This is a genomic window from Methylobacterium oryzihabitans (assembly GCF_004004555.2).
GTDB classification, from domain to species: domain Bacteria; phylum Pseudomonadota; class Alphaproteobacteria; order Rhizobiales; family Beijerinckiaceae; genus Methylobacterium; species Methylobacterium oryzihabitans.
On sequence record NZ_SACP01000004.1, the window covers coordinates 183,213 to 205,065 of the forward strand.

At 71.3% G+C, this 21,853-nt stretch carries 19 protein-coding genes; 6 read left to right on the forward strand and 13 right to left on the reverse strand.

Annotated features, from left to right (window positions below; genetic code table 11):
* Nucleotides 1–6: 6 nt before the first annotated feature.
* The 13 genes from nuoG to EOE48_RS06450 form a co-directional block, all read right to left on the reverse strand.
* Nucleotides 7–2,088, reverse strand: a complete 2,082-nt coding sequence (gene nuoG, locus EOE48_RS06390) for an NADH-quinone oxidoreductase subunit NuoG (RefSeq protein ID WP_127727950.1) — start codon at nucleotides 2,086–2,088, stop codon at nucleotides 7–9.
* An 11-nt stretch (nucleotides 2,089–2,099) separates the two neighbouring features.
* Nucleotides 2,100–2,309 carry a hypothetical protein gene (locus EOE48_RS06395; protein WP_127727951.1) on the reverse strand — a complete coding sequence of 70 codons (210 nt, stop codon included), beginning with the start codon at nucleotides 2,307–2,309 and terminating at the stop codon, nucleotides 2,100–2,102.
* Between the two features lie 5 nt (nucleotides 2,310–2,314).
* A complete protein-coding gene (nuoF, locus tag EOE48_RS06400) occupies nucleotides 2,315–3,616 on the reverse strand; it encodes an NADH-quinone oxidoreductase subunit NuoF (protein ID WP_127727952.1) in 1,302 nt (433 codons plus the stop codon).
* A gap of 67 nt (nucleotides 3,617–3,683) precedes the next feature.
* The gene (nuoE, locus tag EOE48_RS06405; protein ID WP_127727953.1) at nucleotides 3,684–4,784 is read right to left on the reverse strand and encodes an NADH-quinone oxidoreductase subunit NuoE; all 1,101 of its coding nucleotides are present in this window, start codon (nucleotides 4,782–4,784) and stop codon (nucleotides 3,684–3,686) included.
* Nucleotides 4,785–4,822: 38 nt separating this feature from the next.
* Entirely contained in the window at nucleotides 4,823–6,013 is a 1,191-nt protein-coding gene (locus EOE48_RS06410) for an NADH-quinone oxidoreductase subunit D (RefSeq protein WP_127727954.1), read from the reverse strand.
* Between the two features lie 6 nt (nucleotides 6,014–6,019).
* The gene (locus EOE48_RS06415; RefSeq protein ID WP_127727955.1) at nucleotides 6,020–6,682 is read right to left on the reverse strand and encodes an NADH-quinone oxidoreductase subunit C; all 663 of its coding nucleotides are present in this window, start codon (nucleotides 6,680–6,682) and stop codon (nucleotides 6,020–6,022) included.
* Nucleotides 6,683–6,691: 9 nt separating this feature from the next.
* On the reverse strand, nucleotides 6,692–7,279 hold the full coding sequence (locus EOE48_RS06420; RefSeq protein ID WP_127727956.1) for a NuoB/complex I 20 kDa subunit family protein: 588 nt from the start codon (nucleotides 7,277–7,279) through the stop codon (nucleotides 6,692–6,694).
* 47 nt (nucleotides 7,280–7,326) lie between these two features.
* On the reverse strand, nucleotides 7,327–7,692 hold the full coding sequence (locus EOE48_RS06425; RefSeq protein WP_127727957.1) for an NADH-quinone oxidoreductase subunit A: 366 nt from the start codon (nucleotides 7,690–7,692) through the stop codon (nucleotides 7,327–7,329).
* Between the two features lie 389 nt (nucleotides 7,693–8,081).
* Nucleotides 8,082–8,567, reverse strand: a complete 486-nt coding sequence (locus EOE48_RS06430; protein WP_127727958.1) for a CAP domain-containing protein — start codon at nucleotides 8,565–8,567, stop codon at nucleotides 8,082–8,084.
* A 131-nt stretch (nucleotides 8,568–8,698) separates the two neighbouring features.
* Nucleotides 8,699–9,847 carry an acyl-CoA dehydrogenase family protein gene (locus EOE48_RS06435; RefSeq protein WP_127727959.1) on the reverse strand — a complete coding sequence of 383 codons (1,149 nt, stop codon included), beginning with the start codon at nucleotides 9,845–9,847 and terminating at the stop codon, nucleotides 8,699–8,701.
* Nucleotides 9,848–10,090: 243 nt separating this feature from the next.
* The gene (pimC, locus tag EOE48_RS06440) at nucleotides 10,091–11,299 is read right to left on the reverse strand and encodes a pimeloyl-CoA dehydrogenase large subunit (RefSeq protein WP_127727960.1); all 1,209 of its coding nucleotides are present in this window, start codon (nucleotides 11,297–11,299) and stop codon (nucleotides 10,091–10,093) included.
* Between the two features lie 232 nt (nucleotides 11,300–11,531).
* Complete coding sequence (locus tag EOE48_RS06445; protein WP_127727961.1) at nucleotides 11,532–13,607, reverse strand: 3-hydroxyacyl-CoA dehydrogenase NAD-binding domain-containing protein; 2,076 nt, start codon at nucleotides 13,605–13,607, stop codon at nucleotides 11,532–11,534.
* A gap of 246 nt (nucleotides 13,608–13,853) precedes the next feature.
* Complete coding sequence (locus tag EOE48_RS06450; RefSeq protein WP_127727962.1) at nucleotides 13,854–15,056, reverse strand: acetyl-CoA C-acyltransferase; 1,203 nt, start codon at nucleotides 15,054–15,056, stop codon at nucleotides 13,854–13,856.
* A gap of 218 nt (nucleotides 15,057–15,274) precedes the next feature.
* Here EOE48_RS06450 and EOE48_RS06455 point away from each other — a divergent pair, with 218 nt between their 5' ends.
* From EOE48_RS06455 to EOE48_RS06480, 6 genes are all read left to right on the forward strand, one after another.
* Nucleotides 15,275–16,042 carry an SDR family oxidoreductase gene (locus EOE48_RS06455; protein ID WP_127727963.1) on the forward strand — a complete coding sequence of 256 codons (768 nt, stop codon included), beginning with the start codon at nucleotides 15,275–15,277 and terminating at the stop codon, nucleotides 16,040–16,042.
* A gap of 45 nt (nucleotides 16,043–16,087) precedes the next feature.
* The gene (locus EOE48_RS06460; protein WP_127727964.1) at nucleotides 16,088–17,815 is read left to right on the forward strand and encodes a class I adenylate-forming enzyme family protein; all 1,728 of its coding nucleotides are present in this window, start codon (nucleotides 16,088–16,090) and stop codon (nucleotides 17,813–17,815) included.
* A gap of 455 nt (nucleotides 17,816–18,270) precedes the next feature.
* Complete coding sequence (locus EOE48_RS06465; protein WP_246153991.1) at nucleotides 18,271–20,142, forward strand: M23 family metallopeptidase; 1,872 nt, start codon at nucleotides 18,271–18,273, stop codon at nucleotides 20,140–20,142.
* 55 nt (nucleotides 20,143–20,197) lie between these two features.
* Complete coding sequence (gene nthA, locus EOE48_RS06470) at nucleotides 20,198–20,866, forward strand: nitrile hydratase subunit alpha (RefSeq protein ID WP_127727966.1); 669 nt, start codon at nucleotides 20,198–20,200, stop codon at nucleotides 20,864–20,866.
* Nucleotides 20,863–21,537, forward strand: coding sequence for a nitrile hydratase subunit beta (gene nthB / locus EOE48_RS06475; RefSeq protein WP_127727967.1), 675 nt, complete (start codon nucleotides 20,863–20,865; stop codon nucleotides 21,535–21,537). The genes nthA and nthB overlap by 4 nt, the downstream gene beginning before the upstream one ends.
* Nucleotides 21,534–21,845, forward strand: a complete 312-nt coding sequence (locus EOE48_RS06480) for a nitrile hydratase accessory protein (RefSeq protein ID WP_127727968.1) — start codon at nucleotides 21,534–21,536, stop codon at nucleotides 21,843–21,845. The genes nthB and EOE48_RS06480 overlap by 4 nt, the downstream gene beginning before the upstream one ends.
* Nucleotides 21,846–21,853 lie beyond the last annotated feature (8 nt).

Below are 21,853 nucleotides of genomic sequence, written 5' to 3' on the forward strand. Positions count from 1 at the left end.
TCAGTCCTATTCCGCCGCCTGGAGCACGCGCTCGCGGGCGAGGCCGGAGCACTCGGCGAGCACCCGCGAGGCGCGGGCGATCGGGTTGGTGAGGTAGTAGTCGAGGACCGGGCTGCGGAACGGCTCGCTGCCCGGCTGGCCGCCGAGGCCGGCGAGGGCCGCGACCGCCGCCGCCACGTCCTGCCCGGCGACCTGCTCGATCCCGGCGAAGTGCGGGTGGTCGGCGTAGAGCGCCTTGCGCAGCGCGGTGAGCGAATCGAAGGGCAGCCGCTTCGCCACCACGTCGGACAGCGCCCGCAGGATCGCCCAGTCCTCGCGGGCGTCGCCCGGCGGGAAGGCGGCGCGGTTGGCGAGCTGCACCCGCCCTTCGGTGTTGACGTAGGTCGCCGACTTCTCGGTGTAGGCGGCGCCCGGCAGGATCACGTCGGCCCGGTGGGCGCCCTTGTCGCCGTGGGTGCCCTGGTAGATCACGAAGGCGCCGGCCCCGATCTCGACCTCGTCGGCGCCGAGATTGTAGAGCACGTCGAGGGCGCCGGCCTGCGTCATCGCCGCGAAGTCGAGACCGCCCTCCCCCGGCACGAAGCCGAGATCGAGCGCGCCGACCCGGGCCGCCGCGGTATGCAGCACGCCGAAGCCGTTCCAGCCCTCGGAGACGGCACCGATGTCGCGGGCGAGCGCGGCGGCGGCGGCGAGGATCGCGGCGCCGTCCGGCCGGGCGAGCGCGCCCTGGCCGACGATGACCAGCGGCCGCTCGGCCTTGGACAGGGCCTCGGCGAAGCTGTGCTTGCCGCCCGCCACCTCCGCCAGCGTCTCCGGCCCGGCCCCGAGATAGGTGTGGGGATAGGTGAGGTCGGTCGCCTCGCCGATCAGCCCGACCGCCAGCGGCGCCTGCCGCCAGCGCTTGCGGATGCGCACGTTGAGCAGCGAGGCCTCGGTGCGCGGATTGGCCCCGACGATCAGGATCGCGTCGGCCTGCTCGATGCCGGCGATGGTCGGGTTGAAGGTGTAGGCGGCCCGTCCCCAGGCCGGGTCGATCGCCGCGCCGTCCTGGCGGCAGTCGAGGTTCGGCGAGCCGATCGCCGTCATCAGCCGCTTGAGGGCGTAGGTCTCCTCGACCCCGGCGAGGTCGCCGACGATCGCGCCGACGCGCTTGGGATCAGCCGCCTTCAGTTTCGCCGCGATGGCGGAAAAGGCTTCGGCCCAGGAGGCCGGCCGCAGGCGGCCGTTCTCGCGCAGGTACGGGCGGTCGAGGCGCTGGAGCCTCAGGCCATCGACGACGTGGCGGGTCTTGTCGGAGATCCACTCCTCGTTGATCGCCTCGTTGATCCGCGGCTCGACCTGCATCACCTCGCGGCCACGGGTGTCGACCCGGATCGCCGAGCCGACGGCGTCCATCACGTCGACGGACTCGGTCTTGTTCAGCTCCCAGGGGCGCACGTTGTAGGATTGCGGCTTGTGGACGAGGGCGCCGACCGGGCACAGGTCGGCGACGTTGCCCTGCAACTCCGAGGCCATCGCCTGTTCGAGGTAGGAGGTGATCTCCATGTCCTCGCCGCGGCCGATGGCGCCGAGATCCGGCACGCCCGCCACCTCGGCGAGGAAGCGCACGCAGCGGGTGCAGTGGATGCAGCGGTTCATCGCGGTCCGCACCAGCGGGCCGATGTACTTCTCCTCGACGGCGCGCTTGTTCTCGCCGTAGCGGGTCGAGTCGACCCCGTAGGCCATCGCCTGATCCTGCAGGTCGCAATGGCCGCCCTGGTCGCAGATCGGGCAGTCGAGGGGATGGTTGATGAGGAGGAACTCCATCACCCCCTCGCGGGCCTTCTTGGTCAGCGCCGACTTGGTCGAGACCGCCGGCGGCTCGCCGTTCGGACCCGGCCGGCAGTCGCGCACCGCCCAGGCACAGGAGGCGACGGGCTTCGGCGCGCCCTTCAGCTCGACGAGGCACATCCGGCAATTGCCGGCGATCGACAGCCGCTCGTGGAAGCAGAAGCGCGGAATCTCGGCACCCGCGATCTCGCACGCCTGGAGCAGGGTGTAGTCCGGCGGGACATCGACCTCGGTGCCGTCAACGACGATCTTGGTCATGCGGTCAACTCTCAAGCGTGACTGTCGGCGAGATCGAGTCGTCTCTCGATGCGGTCGACGCGAAGTTCGAGGCGATCCAGGCGACGATTCACTCCGGCGAGATTTTCCTCGACGCCGGTCACTCGCGCCTTCAGGTCGTGCATGTCTGCGCTCAGCCGATCGACCTTCTCGTCGATGCGCCGCAGATACACGAGGACGAGGTGGTCGGGTTCGCTCGTCATGACGCTCACTCCGCCGCCATCGGCACCGGCTCCGGGTGCGGGTTGGCGCTGTAGCGGTCGATGCGCTTCTCGATCTCGGGGCGGAAATGCCGGATCAGGCCCTGGATCGGCCACGCGGCGGCGTCGCCGAGCGCGCAGATCGTGTGGCCCTCGATCTGCTTCGTCACGTCGAGCAGCATGTCGATCTCGCGCTTCTGCGCCCGGCCTTCCGCCATGCGCAGCATCACGCGCCACATCCAGCCGGTGCCCTCGCGGCACGGCGTGCATTGGCCGCACGACTCGTGCTTGTAGAAGTAGGCGATGCGGGCGATCGCCGCGACCATGTCGGTCGACTTGTCGAACACCATCACGGCGGCGGTGCCGAGGCCGGACTTCAGGTTCTTGAGGGTGTCGAAGTCCATCGGCGCGTCGATGATCTGCTCGGCGGGCACCAGCGGCACCGACGAGCCGCCGGGGATCGAGCACAGCAGGTTGTCCCAGCCGCCGCGCATGCCGCCGCAATGCCGGTCGATCAGCTCGCGGAAGGTGACGCCGAGCTCCTCCTCGACGTTGCACGGCTTGTTGACGTGGCCCGAGACGCAGAAGAGCTTGGTGCCGGTGTTGCCCTTGGTGCCGAGCCCGGCGAACCACGCGCCGCCGCGGCGCAGGATCGTGCCGGCGACCGCGATCGACTCGACGTTGTTCACCGTCGTCGGGCAGCCGTAGAGGCCCATGTTGGCCGGGAACGGCGGCTTCAGCCGCGGCATCCCCTTCTTGCCCTCCAGGCTCTCCAGCAGCGCGGTCTCCTCGCCGCAGATGTAGGCGCCGGCGCCGTGGTGGACGTAGATGTCGAACGGGTAGTCGTGGACGTTGCTCTTGCCGACGAGGCGGGCGTCGTAGGCCTCGTCCACGGCGCGCTGGAGCGCGATGCGCTCGGCGATGTACTCGCCGCGGATGTAGATGTAGGCCGCGTGCGCCCCCATGGCGAAGCAGGCCAGCATGCAGCCCTCGATCAGGAGATGCGGGTCGTGCCGCATGATCTCCCGGTCCTTGCAGGTGCCCGGCTCCGACTCGTCGGCGTTGACTACGAGGTAGTGCGGCCGGCCGTCCGACTGCTTGGGCATGAACGACCACTTGAGGCCGGTCGGGAAGCCGGCACCGCCGCGCCCGCGCAGGCCCGACTTCTTCATCTCCTCGATGATCCAGTCGCGGCCCTGTTGCAGCAGGAATTGGGTGCCGTCCCAGGCGCCGCGTTTCCGCGCGGCGTCGAGGCCGGCGGAGTGGAAGCCGTAGAGGTTGGTGAAGATGCGATCCTGATCGGAGAGCATGGAATCGTCCTACGGGCCTGAAGCGGCGGACTGAGAGGAGAAGCGGGGGCGGCGCGGGGTCGTGGCGCTACCTCCCGATCGGGCCGGGCGGCCCCTTGTCGGCGGGGTCGACGCCGACCGGCTTGGCCTGCGTGCCGTCGGTCTTGCCCGGTGAGGCGATCGGCTCGGCGCCGGATTCCGGGGTCGAGCCCTTGGTCTCGGCGACCGGCCTCCCCTCCTCCGGCTTCGACGGGGTCTTGGTGTAGGAGCGCCCGCTCTGCGGCGTGCCGCGCTCCTCGGGGCCGGTCTTCGGCTCCACGACGGTCGCGCGGTCGCCGCGGCCGGCATCGCCCTGGGGGTTGGCCGGCTCCTGGCCGCCGGCGGCGCGCTGCGCCGGGGTGTCGACCGAGCCGCTCTCGATCGGCCGGCCGGCATCGGGACGGGCCGGCTTCGGATCGGCGGCCGCGGCCTGGGCGCTGCCGGCGGCCTCGGCCTTCGCCTTGGCCTCGTTGCCCGCGTCGCCGTCCTTGCGGTCCTGCTCCTCGAAGCGCTTGCGCCACGCGCCGACGCGCGAGCCGTCGAACAGCGTCTCGTCCTTCAGCGTCGTCACCGCGTCCTTCGGCTCGGACGAGATGCGGCCGGTCTGCGAGCCCTTGCGCACCGGGCGGCCGGCGGCGAGGTCGTCCATCAGCGTGCCGAGGGACTCCGGGGTCAGGTCCTCGTAATAGTCCTGGTTGATCTGCACCATCGGGGCGTTGCAGCACGCGCCGAGGCACTCGACCTCCAGCCACGAGAAGTTGCCGTCCGGATCGACGTGGCCGGAGGGCCCGAGCCGGTCGTGCAGTATCTTCTTCAGGTCGCGGGCGCCGCAGACGTCGCACGGCACGGTGCCGCAGACCTGGATCCAGTAGCGCCCGACCGGCTCCAGGGCGAACATCGTGTAGAAGGTCGCGACTTCGAGCACGCGGATATGCGGCATGCCGAGCTGGTCGGCGACCGCCTCGATCGCCTTCTGCGGCAGCCAGCCGCCATGCTGCTCCTGCGCCTTCCACAACAGCGGGATCACCGCCGAGGCCTGCCGGCCCTCGGGGTACTTGGCGATCTGGCCCTCGGCCCAGTCGGCGTTCTCGGGAGTGAACGCGAAGCTCTCGGGCTGCTCGGAAGCGGGGGCGAGTCTACGGTTGGCCATCTCTCACACGTCTCCGCCGGGCGCGGTCGTCGTCGTCGTCACCGGTCCACCTCGCCGAACACGATGTCGAGGGTACCGAGGATGCACGACACGTCCGCCAGCATGTGGCCGCGGCACATCCAATCCATCGATTGCAGGTGGGCGAAGCCCGGTGCGCGGATCTTGCAGCGATACGGCTTGTTGGTGCCGTCCGCGACGAGGTAGACGCCGAACTCGCCCTTGGGCGCCTCGACCGCGGCGTAGACCTCGCCGGCCGGGACGTGGAAGCCCTCGGTGTAGAGCTTGAAGTGGTGGATGAGCGCCTCCATCGAGCGCTTCATCTCGCGCCGCGGCGGCGGCGCCACCTTGCCGTCGACGGTCGCGATCGGGCCCTGCCCCGCCGGTTCGCGCAGCTTGGCGATGCACTGCTTCATGATGCGCACGCTCTGGCGCATCTCCTCCATGCGGATCACCTGGCGATCGTAGGTGTCGCCGTTCTTCCCCACGGGGATGTCGAATTCCATCTCCTCGTAGCATTCGTAGGGCTGCGCCTTGCGCAGGTCCCACGGGATGCCCGAGCCACGCACCATCACGCCCGAGAACCCCCAGGCCATCGCCTCCTCGACCGTGACGATGCCGATGTCGACGTTGCGCTGCTTGAAGATGCGGTTGGCCATCACGAGGTTGTCAAGGTCGTCGACCACCTGCGGGAAGGTCTCGCAGAACGTTTCGATGTCGTCGATCAGCGCCGTCGGCAGATCCTGGTGGACGCCGCCGGGGCGGAAGTAGTTGGCGTGCAGGCGAGCGCCGGACGCGCGCTCGTAGAAGATCATCAGCTTCTCGCGCTCCTCGAAGCCCCAGAGCGGGGGCGTGAGGGCGCCGACGTCCATCGCCTGCGTGGTGACGTTGAGCAGGTGCGACAGCAGACGGCCGATCTCGCAGTACAGCGTGCGGATCAGCTTGGCGCGCCGCGGCACCTCGATCCCGAGCATCCGCTCGATCGCGAGGCAGAAGGCGTGCTCCTGGTTCATCGGCGCGACGTAGTCGAGCCGGTCGAAATACGGCGTGGTCTGGAGGTAAGTCTTGTACTCGATCAGCTTCTCGGTGCCGCGATGCAGCAGGCCGATATGCGGATCGACCCGCTCGACGATCTCGCCGTCGAGTTCCAGCACGAGGCGCAGCACGCCGTGCGCCGCCGGGTGCTGCGGGCCGAAATTGATCGAGAAGTTGCGGATGCTGTGCTCGCCCATGTCGGCTCAGCCTTTCGCCGGTGCCTTGTCGGCCTTCTCGTCACCCGGGAGGACGTAATCCGTCCCTTCCCACGGCGAGAGGAAGTCGAACTGCCGAAATTCCTGCGTGAGCCGCACGGGCTCGTACACCACCCGGGCCTCGTCCTGGTCGTAGCGGACCTCGACGAAGCCGGTCAGCGGGAAGTCCTTGCGCAGGGGGTGACCCTCGAAGCCGTAATCGGTCAGCAGCCGGCGCAGGTCCGGATGGCCCGAGAACAGGATCCCGTAGAGGTCGTAGGCCTCGCGCTCGTACCAGTTCGCCGACGGGAACACCGGGATGACCGACGGGACCGGGGTCGCCTCGTCGGTCTGGACCTTGATCCGGATGCGCTGGTTGTGGCGCAGCGAGAGCAGGTGGTAGACGACGTCGAAGCGCTTCTGGCGGCCCGGGTAGTCGGCGCCGCAGATGTCGATGAAGCACTTGAACGCGCAGGCCGGGTCGTCGCGCAGATGCGTCAGCGCCGCGACGATCGCCTCGGCCTTCACGACGAGGGTCAGTTCGCCGAAGGCGATGACTCGCGCGGTGACCGCGTCGCCGAGCGCCGCCTCGATCGAGGCGCCGAGCGCCTCGAGGCCGGCCTCGCCCTGCGTGACCGGGGTGTGCGCCAGGATGGTGATGCCGTTGCTCATGCCCGGGCCTCAGCGCTCGATGGTGCCGGTGCGGCGGATCTTCTTCTGCAGAAGCAGCACGCCGTAGAGCAGCGCCTCGGCGGTCGGCGGACAGCCCGGCACGTAGATGTCGACCGGGACGACCCGGTCGCAGCCGCGCACCACCGAGTAGGAATAGTGGTAGTAGCCGCCGCCGTTGGCGCAGGAGCCCATCGAGATGACGTAGCGCGGCTCCGGCATCTGGTCGTAGACCTTGCGCAGAGCAGGCGCCATCTTGTTGGTCAGCGTGCCGGCGACGATCATGACGTCGGACTGGCGCGGCGAGCCGCGCGGCGCGAAGCCGAAGCGCTCGCAATCGTAGCGCGGCATCGACATCTGCATCATCTCGACGGCGCAGCAGGCGAGGCCGAAGGTCATCCACATCAGCGAGCCGGTGCGGGCCCAGGTGATGAGGTCGTCGGTGGTGGTCAGCAGGAAGCCGCGGTCGGCGAGTTCGCTGTTGATCTGCAGGAAGGTCGGGTCGTTGGCGCCGATCGGCTGGCCGGTGGCGGGATCGAGGATCCCCTTCGGCTGGGGCGCGATCGCGGGAGCGCGGGAGAGGGTGGTGTCGAGGGCCATGGAGGGTGTCCGGAACTCGGGGGGCGGCGGCGGGAGCGGTCCTGCGTTCAATCCCACTCGAGGGCGCCCTTGCGCCACTCGTAGACGAAGCCGACCGTCAGCACGCCGAGGAACAGCATCATCGACCAGAACCCGAACCAGCCGAGATCCCCGAAGGTGATCGCCCACGGGAACAGGAACGCGACTTCGAGGTCGAAGATGATGAACAGGATGGCGACGAGGTAGAACCGCACGTCGAACTTCATGCGGGCGTCATCGAAGGCGTTGAAGCCGCACTCGTAGGCCGACAGCTTCTCCGGGTCGGGGCTGTTGTAGGCGACCAGGAACGGGGCGACGAGGAGCGCGAGCGCGATCACCAGGGACACGCCGATGAAGATCACCAGGGGCAGGTAGTCCGACAGGAGGCCGTTCATCGAGCACCCTCTATGGTTGTTGCGGGCACGGGGGAGCCGCGCGGGCCCCGCCGCTTCGGCGCCGCCATGTCGGAACGGTTCCAAAGCCCGGAAGGTGCGCGAGGCTTAAACGAGCGGGTAGGGCGAAACAAGGGGCGTTCGCACCGCACAAACCGCGAACGCCTGTGCGTTAGATAGGAGAAACACGCTCCCGCTCAACCGATTCGGGGATTCGTTCCCCGGGCAGGATCGTCGCAGGCCCCGGCCCCGGCTGACCCTGCGGCCTGTTGCGCCGCAGCGTGGCCGTTCTACGATTTTCGATGGATCGCTTCGCGATGCGAAAATCGGCTTCGCTCAAGTGCCGCGCGGGCTGGCGATGCGATTGCCGGACGGATCGTCCGGCAATCGCATCACGGGCTCGTCAGGATCAGCGCCCAGTAGCGCTTGTAGCGGGTCCCCGGGGCGTCCACCCGGGCGACGCCGATGCGCCGGACCTGCGGCATGAGCATGTTGCGGTTGTGCTCCGGCGAGTTCTGCCAGCGCCGCAGCACCTCGTCGAAGGTGGTCGAGCCGGCGCTGAGATTCTCGGCGGCGTAGCGCCCGCCGAACCCGGCCCGGGCGAGCCGCGCGTCGAAGGTGCCGCCGACCTCGTGCGACAGGTGGCCGGCCTTCGCGTTCGACTGCGCCTGGAACGAGGCGGCGCGGATCAGGCTCGGGTCGACGGTGACGGGACCGAGGCCGTGGCTGGCGCGGTAGCGCGAGATCGCGGCCGCCGCCGCCGTTTCGTCGAGGATCACCGGCGTCGTCGGCAGGTCCGGCGCCGGCAGCAGCGCCGAGCCGCTGCACCCGGCGAGCCACAGGCAGCAGGCGAGCGTGACGAAACCCCGGCGATGCATGAGCGGACCTCTCCCGGCCCGATGCCTGGGCCGCGAGGGGTCCGTGTCGCCGGATTGTGGAGATTTCCGGAACGGTTCCGGGCGCGCGGCGCAGGAAGCGGTCGGCGTGGCCCGGAGGCCACGCCAGAGTTTCAGGCCGCCAGCAGGCTGCCCATCCGGGCGACCCGGGCGAGGTGGTGGTCGGCGTCGCCGAAGAGCTGGTCGATCATCGTGACCCGCTTGAAATAGTGGCCGACGCTGTACTCCATCGTCATGCCGACGCCGCCGTGGAGCTGCACCGCGCCCTGCCCGACCGTCCGGCCGGAGCGGCCGATCTGCACCTTGGCGCCCGACACCGCCCGCGAGCGCTCGGCCGGGTCGTCGGCCTCGGCCATCATGGTGGCGAGGAACGACATCGAGCGCGCCTGTTCGAGGGCGATGAACATGTCGGCGGCCCGGTGCTGGAGCACCTGGAACGACCCGATGGTGACGCCGAACTGCTTGCGGGTCTTGAGGTACTCGACCGTCAGCCGGTGCATCCGGTCCATCGCGCCGACCGCCTCGGCGCAGAGCGCCGCGATCGCCTCGTCGGCGACGCGCTCGATCGCCGGCAGCGCGCCCTCGGGGGAGCCGATCACCGCCTCCGGCCCGACCCGCACCGAGGACAGCGAGACTTCGGCGGCGCGCTGACCGTCCTGGGTCGGGTAGCCGCGGCGGGAGACGCCCTCGGCGCCGGCCTCGACCAGAAACAGCCCGATCCCGTCGCGGTCGCGGCGTCCGCCGGCGGTGCGGGCCGAGACGATCAGCCGGTCGGCGCTGTCGCCGTGCAGGACGAGCGCCTTCTCGCCCTCCAGCACCCAGCCCTCGCCGTCGCGCCGGGCCTGGACGCCGACGTCGTGCAGGTCGTAGCGGGCCTGCCGCTCGCCGTGCGCGAGGGCGTAGCGGGTCTCGCCGCCGATCAGGCCCGGCAGCCACTCGGCCCGCTGCTCGGCGCTGGCGGCGTGGCGCAGCAGCCCGCCGGCGAGCACCACGGTCGAGAGGTAGGGCTCCAGCACCAGGGCGCCGCCGAACGCCTCCATGACGATCATCGTCTCGATCGTGCCGCCGCCGATGCCGCCCTCCTCCTCGGAGAACGGCACCGCGAGCAGGCCCTGCTCGGCATACGCGCGCCACATCTCGGGCGAGAAGCCCTCAGGGTGCTTCCCGTGGCGCTTGCGCGCCTCGAAGTCGTAGCGGTCGGCGAGCAGCCGCTCGACGCTGTCCTTGAGGAGACTCTGCTCCTCGCTCAGATCGAAGTCCATGGCCGTATGTTCCTGGTCGGTCAGGGGCCGGCAGCGCGGCCGAGGATGGCTCCCCTTTTCCCGGGCGCATGCAGCGACAGCGGAATGCGACCCGGGATCCAGCAGAGGAAGTGCCGCGAAGCGGCTCTGAAGCGGCGACGGTGCAGAGAACGGTCGCTCCGCGAAGTCTTGTGCTGGTTCCCGGATCTCCTTCCACTGCGTTCCAGTCGTCCGGGAAAAGGGCCGCGTAGAACGAATCCGGGGTTATAGGCCCAGGATCGCCTTCGCGATGATGTTCTTCTGGATCTCGTTCGACCCGCCGTAGATCGAGATCTTGCGCCAGTTGAAGTAGGTCGGCGCGACCGGGGCGGCCCAGTCCGGCCCGACCGGCGGCTCGTTGTGGCCGTGCTCGTCGCCCTCGTCCTCCGGCGCGTAGGGCAGCGCGAACGGGCCGACCACCTCCATCAGGAGTTCGGTCGTCGCCTGCTGGATCTCCGAGCCCTTGATCTTGAGGATCGACGAGGCCGGGTCGGGCTTGCCCTTCTCGCGCTTGCGCTCGGCGGCGACGACGCGCAGCTGCGTCATCTCCAGCGCCTTCAGCTCGATCTCCAGGGCCGCGAGCTTTTCCGCGAAGCGCGGGTTCTCCAGGATCGGCGCGTCGCCGACCCGCTCCAGGGCGGCGAGTTCGCGCAGGCGGCGCAGGCGCTGCTTCGACACGCCGACCCGGGCGATGTTGGTGCGCTCGTTGCCGAGCAGGAACTTGGCGTAGTCCCAGCCCTTGTTCTCCTGGCCGACGAGGTTTTCGACCGGCACCCGCACGTCGTCGAAGAACACCTCGTTGACCTCGTGGCCGCCGTCGATGGTCTGGATCGGCCGCACGGTGATGCCCGGCGTCTTCATGTCGATGAGCAGGAAGCTGATGCCCTCCTGCTTCTTGACCGTGGCGTCGGTGCGCACGAGGCAGAAGATCCAGTCGGCGTACTGGCCGAGCGTGGTCCAGGTCTTCTGGCCGTTGACGACGTAGTGGTCGCCGTCGCGCACGGCCCGGGTCTTCAGCGAGGCGAGGTCGGAGCCCGAGCCCGGCTCGGAGAAGCCCTGGCACCACCAGTCGTCGAGGTTGGCGATGCGCGGCAGGAAGTGCTTCTTCTGCGCCTCGTTGCCGAACTGAGCGATCACCGGCCCGACCATGTAGACGCCGAACTGCAGCGGCGACGGCGCCGGGAAGCTCTGCAGCTCGTCGAGGAAGATGTACTGCCGCACCGGATCCCAGCCGGTGCCGCCCCATTCGACCGGCCAGTTCGGCACCGCCCAACCCTGCTTGTTCAGGATCTTCTGCCAGGTGACGATGTCGTCCTTCGACGGATGGCGCCCGTCGATCATCTTGGCGTGGATGTCCTTGGGCAGGTTCTGCTCGAAGAAGCCGCGGACTTCCTGCCGGAAGGCGCGCTCCTCTGGGGTGAAGCGAAGGTCCATGGGTGCCTCCTCGAAAAATGATTGGGTTAACCTGAGAACGCCACCTCCCCCTCCCCCCTCTGCGGGGGAGGGTGGCGCGCGAAGCGAGCCGGGAGAGGGGAACCACGCTTCCGGACAGGTCGCGACCGCTGTGACGGGCACCACCTCCGGCACCGTCGCGTTCCCCTCTCCCGCCCGGCTTCCGCCGGGCACCCTCCCCCGCAGAGGGGGGAGGGTTCAAGCGCGTCGCGGCTCAGAGATCCCTGAACCCCTTCCCCTCCGCCGCCAGCCGCTCCAGCAGGGCCGACGGCTTGAAGTCGTCGCCGTACTCGGCCTGGTAGGCGCGCAGGCGCTCCAGCACCTTCGGCAGCCCGATCGTGTCGGCCCAGAACATCGGGCCGCCGCGATAGACCGGCCAGCCGTAGCCGTTGATCCACACGATATCGATGTCGGAGGCGCGGATCGCCTTGCCCTCCTCCAGGATCTTCGCGCCCTCGTTGACCATCGGGTACAGGCAGCGCTCCAGGATCTCCCCATCGGAGGCCGGCTTCTGGGCGACGCCCTGGCGGCCGGACACTTTGGCGATGATCTCCTCGGTGACCTTGGACGGCGTCGCCTTGCGGCTCGCGTCGTAGTCGTAGAAGCCGGCGCCGGTCTTCTGGCCGCGGCGGTCCAGTTCGCACAGCAGGTCGCGCACGGTCTCCGACTTGTTGGTCTCCCGGCTCCAGCCGATGTCGAGCCCGGCGAGGTCGATCATCGCGAACGGCCCCATCGGCAGGCCGAAATCCTGGATCACCCGGTCGACGTCCCAGGGCTTCACGCCCTCCAGCATCAGCCGGTTGGCCTCGCGCTGGCGCTGGGCGAGCATCCGGTTGCCGACGAAGCCGTGGCAGACGCCGACCAGCACCGCGATCTTGCCGACCTTGCGGCCGAGCTGCATCGCGGTGGCGATGACGTCCTTCTCGGTCTTCTCGCCGCGCACCACCTCCAGCAGCCGCATCACGTTGGCGGGCGAGAAGAAGTGCATCCCGATCACGTCGCCGGGCCGGCCGGTCATCGCCGCGATGGCGTCGATGTCGAGGTAGGAGGTGTTCGAGGCGAGGATCGCGCCGGGCTTGGCGATCCGGTCGAGCTTGGAGAAGATCTCCTTCTTGATCCCCATGTCCTCGAACACCGCCTCGATGACGAGGTCGCAGTCCCGCAGGGCCTCCAGGTCCAGGGTCGGGGTCAGGAGCCCCATCCGGGTCTCGACGTCCTCCGGCTTCAGGCGGCCCTTCTTCGCGGTGTTCTCGTAGTTGGTGCGGATGGTCTTGAGGCCGCGGTCGAGGGCGTCCTGGCGCGTCTCGACGATCGTCACCGGGATGCCGGCGTTGAGGAAGTTCATCGCGATGCCGCCGCCCATCGTGCCGGCGCCGATGACGCCGACCTTGTGGATCGGGCGGGGGGCCGTGTCCTCCGGCACGTCGGGGATCTTGGCGGTCTGGCGCTCGGCGAAGAAGACGTGGCGCTGCGCCGCCGACTGGGTGCCGGAGACGAGCTTGCCGAACTGCTCGCGCTCGAAGGCGAGGCCCTGCTCGAACGGCAGCCGGCAGGCGGCCTCGATGCAGGCGATGCAGGCTTCCGGCGCCTCGAAGCCGCGCAGCTTGCGGGCGTTCTCCTTGCGGAAGGCGTCGAACAGGCCGGGATCGTCGCGTCCCTCCGCGATGCGGTCGTCGCGGTCGCGGATCCTGGTCAGCGGGCGCTTCTCCGCCACCACGCGCTCGGCGAAGGCGACCGCGTGGGCGACGAGCCCGTCCTCGGGGGCGAGGTCGTCGATCAGGCCCATCTCGGCGGCGGGCTTGGCGCCGATCGGGGCGCCGCCGACGATCACGTCGAGGGCCTTGCGCGGGCCGACGATGCGCGGCAGGCGCTGGGTGCCGCCCGCACCCGGCAGGATGCCGAGCTTCACCTCCGGCAGCCCGACCTTCGCCGAGGGCAAAGCCACCCGGTAGTGGCAGGCGAGCGCCGTCTCCAGCCCGCCGCCGAGCGCGTTGCCGTGGATCGCGGCGACGACCGGCTTCTGCACCGACTCGATCCGGTCGAGCAGGGCCGGCAGCGAGATCCCGCTCTGGGGCTTGCCGAATTCCGAGATGTCGGCTCCGGCCGAGAACATCCGCCCGCCGCCAGTGAGCACGATCGCGCTCACGGCCGGGTCGGCCGCGGCCTCGTCGAACGCCGCGCGCAGGGCTTCGCGCAGGGCCGAGCCGAGGGCGTTGACCGGGCCGGAGCGCATCGTGAGCACGACGACCGCGCCCTCGCGGCTCACGGAGACGGGATTGTCCTGGGTCATGGAACGCTGGTCCTCCGGCGTGTGTGCGGAAATGGAGGGGCACCGCCGCCCCACCCTCCCCCCTCTGCGGGGGAGGGTGGCGAGCGAAGCGAGCCGGGAGAGGGGAGCGCCGTTTCCGGAAAGGTCTGAGCCTTTCTGACAGGCGCCACGTCCGGCACCGTCGCGGTCCCCTCTCCCGCCCGGCTCCGCCGGGCACCCTCCCCCGCGGAGGGGGGAGGGCTAAGGCGGCGTCCCGCCCCTCCCCCCTCAGAAAATCTCGAACAATCCGGCAGCACCCATGCCGCCGCCGACGCACATCGTCACCACCCCGTACTTGGCGCCGCGGCGGCGGCCTTCCAGCAGGATGTGGCCGGTCATCCGCGCGCCCGACATGCCGTAGGGATGGCCGATCGAGATCGCGCCGCCGTCGACGTTGAGGCGCTCGTCCGGGATGCCGAGGCGATCGCGGCAGTACAGCACCTGCGAGGCGAACGCCTCGTTCAGCTCCCACAGGTCGATGTCCTCGACCGAGAGGCCGTGCTGCGCGAGCAGCTTGGGCACCGCGAAGACCGGGCCGATGCCCATCTCGTCGGGGTTGCAGCCGGCGACCGCCATGCCGCGATAGGCGCCGAGCGGCGTCAGGCCGCGGCGCTCGGCCTCGCGGGCCTCCATCAGCACGCAGGCCGAGGCCCCGTCGGAGAGCTGGCTGGCGTTGCCGGCGGTGACGAAGCGGCCCTGAGCGATGCGCTGGCCGTCCTTGAACACCGGCTTCAAGGCGGCGAGATCCTCCAGCCGGGTCTGCGGCCGGTTGCCCTCGTCCTGCGACAGGGTGATCTCCCGCGACGAGGTCTCGCCGGTCGCCTTGTCGGCGACGCTCATCCGGGTCGTGATCGGCACGATCTCGTCGGCGAAGCGCCCGGCCGCCTGGGCCTCGGCGGTGCGGCGCTGCGAGCGCAGGGCATACTCGTCCTGGGCCTCGCGGCTGATGCCGTAGCGGTCGGCCACCGTCTCGGCGGTCTCGATCATCGTCATGTAGATCGCCGGGACGTGCTCGACGAGCCAGGGATCGGCGCCGCGGAAGCGGTTGATCTTGTCGTTCTGCACGAGCGAGATCGATTCCAGCCCGCCGCCGACCGCGACGTCGAGCCCGTCGCTCACGATCTCCTTGGCGGCGGTGGCGATCGCCATCAGGCCGGACGCGCATTGCCGGTCGAGGCTCATGCCCGCCACGGTCTCGGGCAGGCCGGCGCGCAGGGCCGCCTGCCGGGCGACGTTGCCGCCGGTCGAGCCCTGCTGGAGTGCCGCGCCCATCACCACGTCGCCGATCTCGGCCGGGTCGATGCCGGCCCGCTGCACCGCCGCCGCGATGGCATGGCCGCCGAGCGCCTGTCCCTGGGTGTCGTTGAAGGCGCCCCGGTACGCCTTGCCGATGGGCGTGCGCGCGGTCGCGACGATGACGGCTTCCCGCATCTCGGGTCTCCTCCGTGGAAACGCCGGCCCGTTCGGGTCCGGTCTCGGCTTTGCGCCATTATCGTGGATCCGGTATGGCGCCGCAAGAGCCACCGAACCTTGAGCAAACACCCCAGGCCGAGCGCCGTCCGGCCGCGTTTTCGAAAACGCGGCTTGCTTAAATCGCATTCAGGGCTAAGGTCCCCCAAAAGGCAAGACCTGATTTCGGGAGGAAGGGCATGTCGCTGTTCGATCTGTCCGGCCGCGTCGCCGTCGTCACCGGCTCGTCGCGGGGCATCGGGCGGGCCATCGCCGAGCGGCTGGCCGAGCACGGGGCGCGGGTCGTGGTGTCCTCCCGCAAGGAGGAGGCGTGCCGGGCCGTCGCCGACGCCATCAACGCCCGCCACGGCGAGGGCCGCGCCGACGTGGTCGCCGCCAGCATCTCGTCGAAGCCGGACCTGGAGCGGCTGGTCCGCACCACCGAGGAACGCCACGGCCGCATCGACGTCCTGGTCTGCAACGCCGCCAGCAATCCCTATTACGGGCCGATGAGCGGCATCGCCGACGAGCAGTTCCGCAAGATCCTCGACAACAACGTCGTCGCCAGCAACTGGCTGGTGAGCTTCGCGGCCCCCGGCATGGTCGCCCGGCGCGACGGCGCGATCATCCTGGTCTCGTCGGTCGGCGGGCTGAAGGGGTCGGGGGTGATCGGCGCCTACAACGTGTCGAAGGCCGCCGACTTCCAGCTCGCCCGCAACCTCGCGGTCGAACTCGGGCCGCACAACGTGCGGGTGAACTGCATCGCGCCGGGCCTCGTCCAGACCGACTTCGCCCGCGCCCTGTGGGAGAACCCGCAGACCCGCGAGGCGTATCTGTCGCGCACGCCGCTCGCCCGGATCGGCCAGCCCGACGAGATCGCCGGCGCCGCGGTGTTCCTGGCGAGCCCCGCCGGCGCGTTCATGACCGGGCAGAGCATCGTGATCGACGGCGGCCAGACCATCACCTGAGCGGCTTCGCGGCCCCCGATCCCCTCCCCCTCCGCGAGCCCGTCGATGACCAAACCGTCCGCTCCTCCCCACCCGTCCTGGCCCGCGATCTCCTTCGCCGACGCGACCGCGCGGCTGACCGCGCCGGGCTCGCCCTTCGCGGTGACCGAGGCGGTGATCCGCGGCGTGCCGACCCGGGTCTGGACCGCCGCGCCGCCGACCCTGCGCGACGTGTTCCTCGCCGGGCGGGCCCACGGCGACAGGACGTTCCTCGTCTACGAGGACGACCGGGCGACGTTCGAGGGGTTCGCCCGCGCCGTGCTGGCGCTCGCCGCCGACCTGATCCGCGACGGGCTCAAGCCCGGCGACCGGGTCGCGATCGCGATGCGCAACCTGCCGGAATGGCCGGTGGCGTTCTTCGCCACGATTCTCGCCGGCGGCATCGCCACGCCGCTCAATGCGTGGTGGACCGGGCCGGAACTCGACCACGGCCTGACCGATTCCGGTGCCGGCGTCGCGATCGTCGACGGCGAGCGCTGGGAGCGGATCGCCGGGCGCCGGCACCTCTACCCGGAGCTGCGCCGGGTGCTGGTCGCCCGCGCGGCGCCGGACGGGGTCGAAGCCCTGGAGGGCGTGATCGGCCCGGTCGCCGCCTGGGGCGACCTGCCGGAGGGCGGGGTGCCGGAGATCGCCCTCGACCCGGACGGCCCGGCCACCCTGTTCTACACCTCGGGCACCACCGGCCGCTCCAAGGGCGCGGTCGGCACACACCGCAACGGCGCCTGCGCGGTGCTGGCCCATCCCTATTCCCTCGCCCGCTCGCTGCTGCGCCGCGGGCAGGCGCTGCCGGCGCCCGATCCGGCCGCGCCCCAGAAGGTGTCGCTGGTCTCGGTGCCGTTCTTCCACGTCACCGGCTGCTTCGCGACGCTGGTCACCGGGCTCTACCGGGGCTCGCGCCTCGTGCTGATGCGGCGCTGGGACCTCGCGACGGCGCTCGGCCTGATCGAGCGCGAGCGCTGCACCAGCGCCGGCGGGGTGCCGACCATCGCCTGGCAGCTCCTCGACGGGCGCGAGGCCGGAACCCACGACCTGTCGTCGCTGGAGAGCATCAGCTACGGCGGCGCCCCCGCCCCGGCCGAGCTGGTGCGCCGCCTGCGCGCCGCCTTCCCGCACGCCGTGCCGGCGACCGGCTGGGGCATGACCGAGACCTCGGGCACCTTCACCCACCATCAGGCCGAGGATTACGTCCACCATCCCGACAGTTGCGGGCCGCCGCTGCCGGTCTGCGAGGCGCGGATCACCGATCCCCTCGGCGCGCCGCTCGCCCCGGGCGAGGTCGGCGACCTGTGGGTCAAGGGCCCGAACGTGGTCGCGGGTTACTGGCGCCGCCCCGAGGACACCGCCGCGACCTTCCGCGACGGCTGGCTCCTCACCGGCGACCTCGCCCGGATGGACCGGGAGGGCTTCGTCACCATCGTCGACCGCGCCAAGGACATGCTGATCCGCGGCGGCGAGAACATCTATTGCGGCGAGGTCGAGAACGCCCTGCACGAGCACCCGTCGGTGGTCGACGCCGCCGTGGTGGCGATCCCGCACCCGACCCTCGGCGAGGAGCCCGGCGCCATCGTCGCCCTCGGCCGCGGCCAGACGGCGAGCGAGGCGGAGCTGCGCGCCTTCGTCGCCGAGCGCCTCGCCGCGTTCAAGGTTCCGGTGCGGATCCTGCTCCACGACGAGATCCTGCCGCGCAACGCCAACGGCAAGATCCTGAAGAGCGAGCTGCGCAAGCTGTTCTGAGAGCGGATGCCGCGACCTGTTGCATTCGCTTCCGTCGTTGGGCCCGGTCCGGAGGTCCATCCGTTCACGAAGAAGCCGCCGCACCAACCCTCCCCCCTCTGCGGGGGAGGGTGCTCCACGGAGTGGGGCGGGAGAGGGGACCGCGACGGTGCCGGAGGTGGCGCCCGTCATCACGGTTGCGCCTTTTCCGGAAGCGGCATCCCCTCTCCCGGCTCGCTCCGCTCGCCACCCTCCCCCGCAGAGAGGGGAGGGTCGGGGTTGCGCCATCAGGTCGGCCGGCAGCCACGATGACACGGTGGCTCGACAACGCCGAGATCGCGACTTCGGCCATTCGCCAGAAGAGCCGATCGGACGCCTCCGAGCACGGCTCGAACAGGCCCCCGAGCCCGGCCCGGTCGCAAAACCGTCACGGTTGTCCTGTGTCAGACCCCGGTCGCCGTAGCCAGGATCGCCGAGTGTTCGCCGAAGACGCCCCCTCCGCCCGCCCGGCCGCCCCACCCCGGCAGGCGGTGAGCCTGCGCTGGCTCGCCGGGTGCCTGCTGACGGGCATCGCCGGCGCGGGCCTGCTCGGCGCCGCCCTGGCGCTGGCGGTGTCGGGCGAGACCGAGGTGGCGCCGCCGGAGCGGGCGGCGTGGCGCCAGGACGCCGCCGCGGAGAACGCGGCCGAGGACGGCCGCCACGGCGACGGCGCCCGCAAGGGCGACCGCCTGATGCGCGAGGCGATGACGGTCGCCGCCAAGCAGAGCTTCCGCGCCCCGGTCACCGAGCGGGTCGGCGAGCGCGAGGTGATCCGCAACCACGCCTACGTCCAGGTCGCCACCGACCTGTCGGCGCGCCCGCCCGACGAGCCGGTGCCGCCCTTCGACCCGATGCGCAGCGGCGCCGCGCCCGAGGCGATGCCGCCCGACGACGGCACCGATCCGGCCGAGACCGCCGTCACCCTCACCCGCTCCCCCCTCGCCGGGGACGAGGCGGGCGAAGACGCCCCCGCCCTGACCGAGGCCGAGGTCGACGCCGTGGTCGCCGAGGCGGAACGGGCCGCGGGCGGCACCCTGCCGCTCCTCCCGGCCGAGCGGCTGCTGTCGCGGGCGTTGCGGGCCGGGCTGCCCGCCCCGGGCGTGCCGGAACCCGAGGCCGCCTTCGGCTCGATCGAGGTCCGGATCCTGCCCGAGAACCTCACCGAGGTGCCCGAGAACCCGACCGAGGCCGCCCCGCTGGTCGAGGAGCGCGACGTCGTGCTCGGCAGGGACGAGACCCTGGAAGCGGTGCTGCGGGCCAACGGCGCCGCGGCCGGACGGATCGCCGCAATCCTGCCGGTGCTCAGCGCCCGCGCCCGCGGCGAACTGGAGGAGGGCCAGCACCTGCGCCTGCTGCTGGGCCCGGAGGGCGAGGGGCGCGCGATCCAGCGGGTGACGCTCTACGGCGAGGCCGGGATCGAGGAGATCGTGGCGATGAACGACCGCGGCCGTTTCGTCTCGGTCGCGCCGCCCCGGGCCGGGACCGAGGCGGCGCGGGACGACGACGACGATGCCGGCGGCGCGACCCTGTACGAGAGCCTCTACGGCGCCGGGCTGAGGAACGGCGTGCCGCGCCCGATCATCGAGGAACTGGTCCTGGCGCTGGCCTACGGCACCGACCTGCAGCAGCGGGTGGCCTCCGGCGACCGGGTCGAGATGCTGTTCACCGAGGACGAGGACAGCCGGCCCGAACTGGTCTTCGCCGCCCTGCGCCTGCACGGCGACACCCAGGCGCTGTACCGCTACCGGGTGCCCGGCACCGGCGAGGTCGACTACCTCGACGCCCACGGGCGCTCCAGCCGCAAGTTCCTGATGCGCCGGCCGGTGGCGGACGGGCGGATCAGCTCGCCGTTCGGCGCGCGCTACCACCCGATCCTCGGCTATCTGCGGCCGCACAACGGCGTCGACTGGGCCGCCACCCGCGGCACGCCGATCATGGCGACCGGCGACGGCACGATCCTGTCGGCCGGGGCGCGCTCGGGCTACGGCAACCGGGTCGAGATCCAGCACGCCAACGGCTATACCAGCGCCTACAACCACATGGCCCGCATCGCCCGCGGCGTCGCCCCGGGCGCCCGCGTCCGCCTCGGGCAGGTGATCGGCGGCGTCGGCACCACCGGCCTGTCGACCGGGCCGCACGTCCACTACGAGGTGACGATCAACGGCCGCTTCGTCGACCCGATGAAGATCCGCCTGCCGAGCGCCCGCGAGCTCGCCGGCCCGGCCCTCGCGGCGTTCCGGCAGGCCGAGGAGCAGGTCGACGCCCTGCGCCGCAGCCACGGCGCCAAGGCGGTGGCGGCGCGGATCTGAGCCGCGGGTGACGCCGCCGCGGCGAGCGCGTAGTCTCGCCGCGAGGAGACGCGGCATGGCGCACGACCCGGGCCCGCACGAGCCCCATCACCACCCCCACGCGGATCACGACCACGGGCACGACCACCCGCATCACGGCAGCGCGCTGTCGCCGATGGAGCTGCGGGTGCGGGCGCTCGAATCGATCCTGGTCGAGAAGGGCTACGTCGAGCCCGCCGCGATGGACGCCCTGATCGAGACCTACGAGACCCGGATCGGCCCGCGCAACGGCGCCCGGGTGGTGGCCCGGGCCTGGGTCGATCCGGCCTACCGCGAGCGGCTGCTCGCCGACGGCACGGCGGCGATCCGCGAACTCGGCATCGGCGGCCGCGGCGGCGAGCACATGGTCGTGGTCGCCAACACCCCCGAGGAGCACAACCTCGTCGTCTGCACCCTGTGCTCCTGCTATCCCTGGCCGGTACTGGGCCTGCCGCCAGTCTGGTACAAGTCGCCGCCCTACCGCTCGCGGGCGGTGATCGACCCGCGCGGCGTGCTGGAGGAATTCGGCGTCGCGCTGCCGGCCACCACCCGCATCCGGGTGTGGGACTCGACCGCCGAGCTGCGCTTCATGGTGCTGCCGATGCGGCCCGAGGGCACAGAGGACCTCGACGAGGCGGCGCTCGCCGACCTCGTGACCCGCGACGCGATGATCGGCACCGGGCTGCCGCAGGGAGGCCGGGCATGAACGGCGGCCAGGATCTCGGCGGGATGCACGGCTTCGGGCCGGTGGCGCCGGAGGCCGACGAGCCGCGCTTCCACGCCGAGTGGGAGCGCCGGGTCTTCGCCCTCGCGATGGCGATGGGCTTCACCGGCGCCTGGAACCTCGACGCCAGCCGCGCCGCCCGCGAATCGCTCAACCCCGGCGAGTACATGCTGGCGAGCTACTACGAGATCTGGTTCCGCGCCCTGGAGAAGCAGGTGCTGGCCCACGGCCTCGTCGAGGGCGCCGAGCTGTCGGCCGGCGCCGCCCTGGCGCCGCCCGCCCCGGTCGCCCGGGTGCTCCACGCCGAGCAGGTCGCGCCGCTCTTCGCCCGCGGCTTCCCGAGCGACCGCGAGCAGCCGGGCCCGGCCCGCTTCGCCGTCGGTGACGAGGTGAGCGCGAAGACGATCAACCCGACCGGCCATACCCGCCTGCCGCGCTACGTCCGCGGCCGCACCGGCACGGTCGAGCGGGTGCACGGCGCCTTCGTGTTTCCCGACACCAACGCCGACCTCGCCGGCGAGGCGCCGCAATGGCTCTACACCGTGCGGTTCTCCGGCCTGGAACTCTGGGGCGAGGATGCCGATCCGGGCCTCACCGTCTCGGTCGGCGCCTTCGAGAGCTACCTCGAACCGGCCCGCAGGCGCGCCGCGTGAGCGCCCCGCCCGACCCGCCGGTCTTCGCCGAGCCGTGGGAGGCGCAGGTCTTCGCCATGGTCGTGTCGCTGCAGGATGCCGGCCTGTTCACCCCGGGCGAATGGGCCGAGGCGCTCGGCGCCGCGAGCCGCCGCGGCGGCGGACCGACCGACTACGCCCTGTGGCTGGAGACGGTCGAGGGCCTGCTCGCCGCCCGGGGTGTGACGGCGCCCGGCGCTCTGGAGGCCCGCCGCGCCGCCTTCGCCCGCGCCGCCGCGGCGACGCCGCACGGCGAGCCGATCCGGCTCGAGAACGACCCCGGGGCGTGACCCCTGGT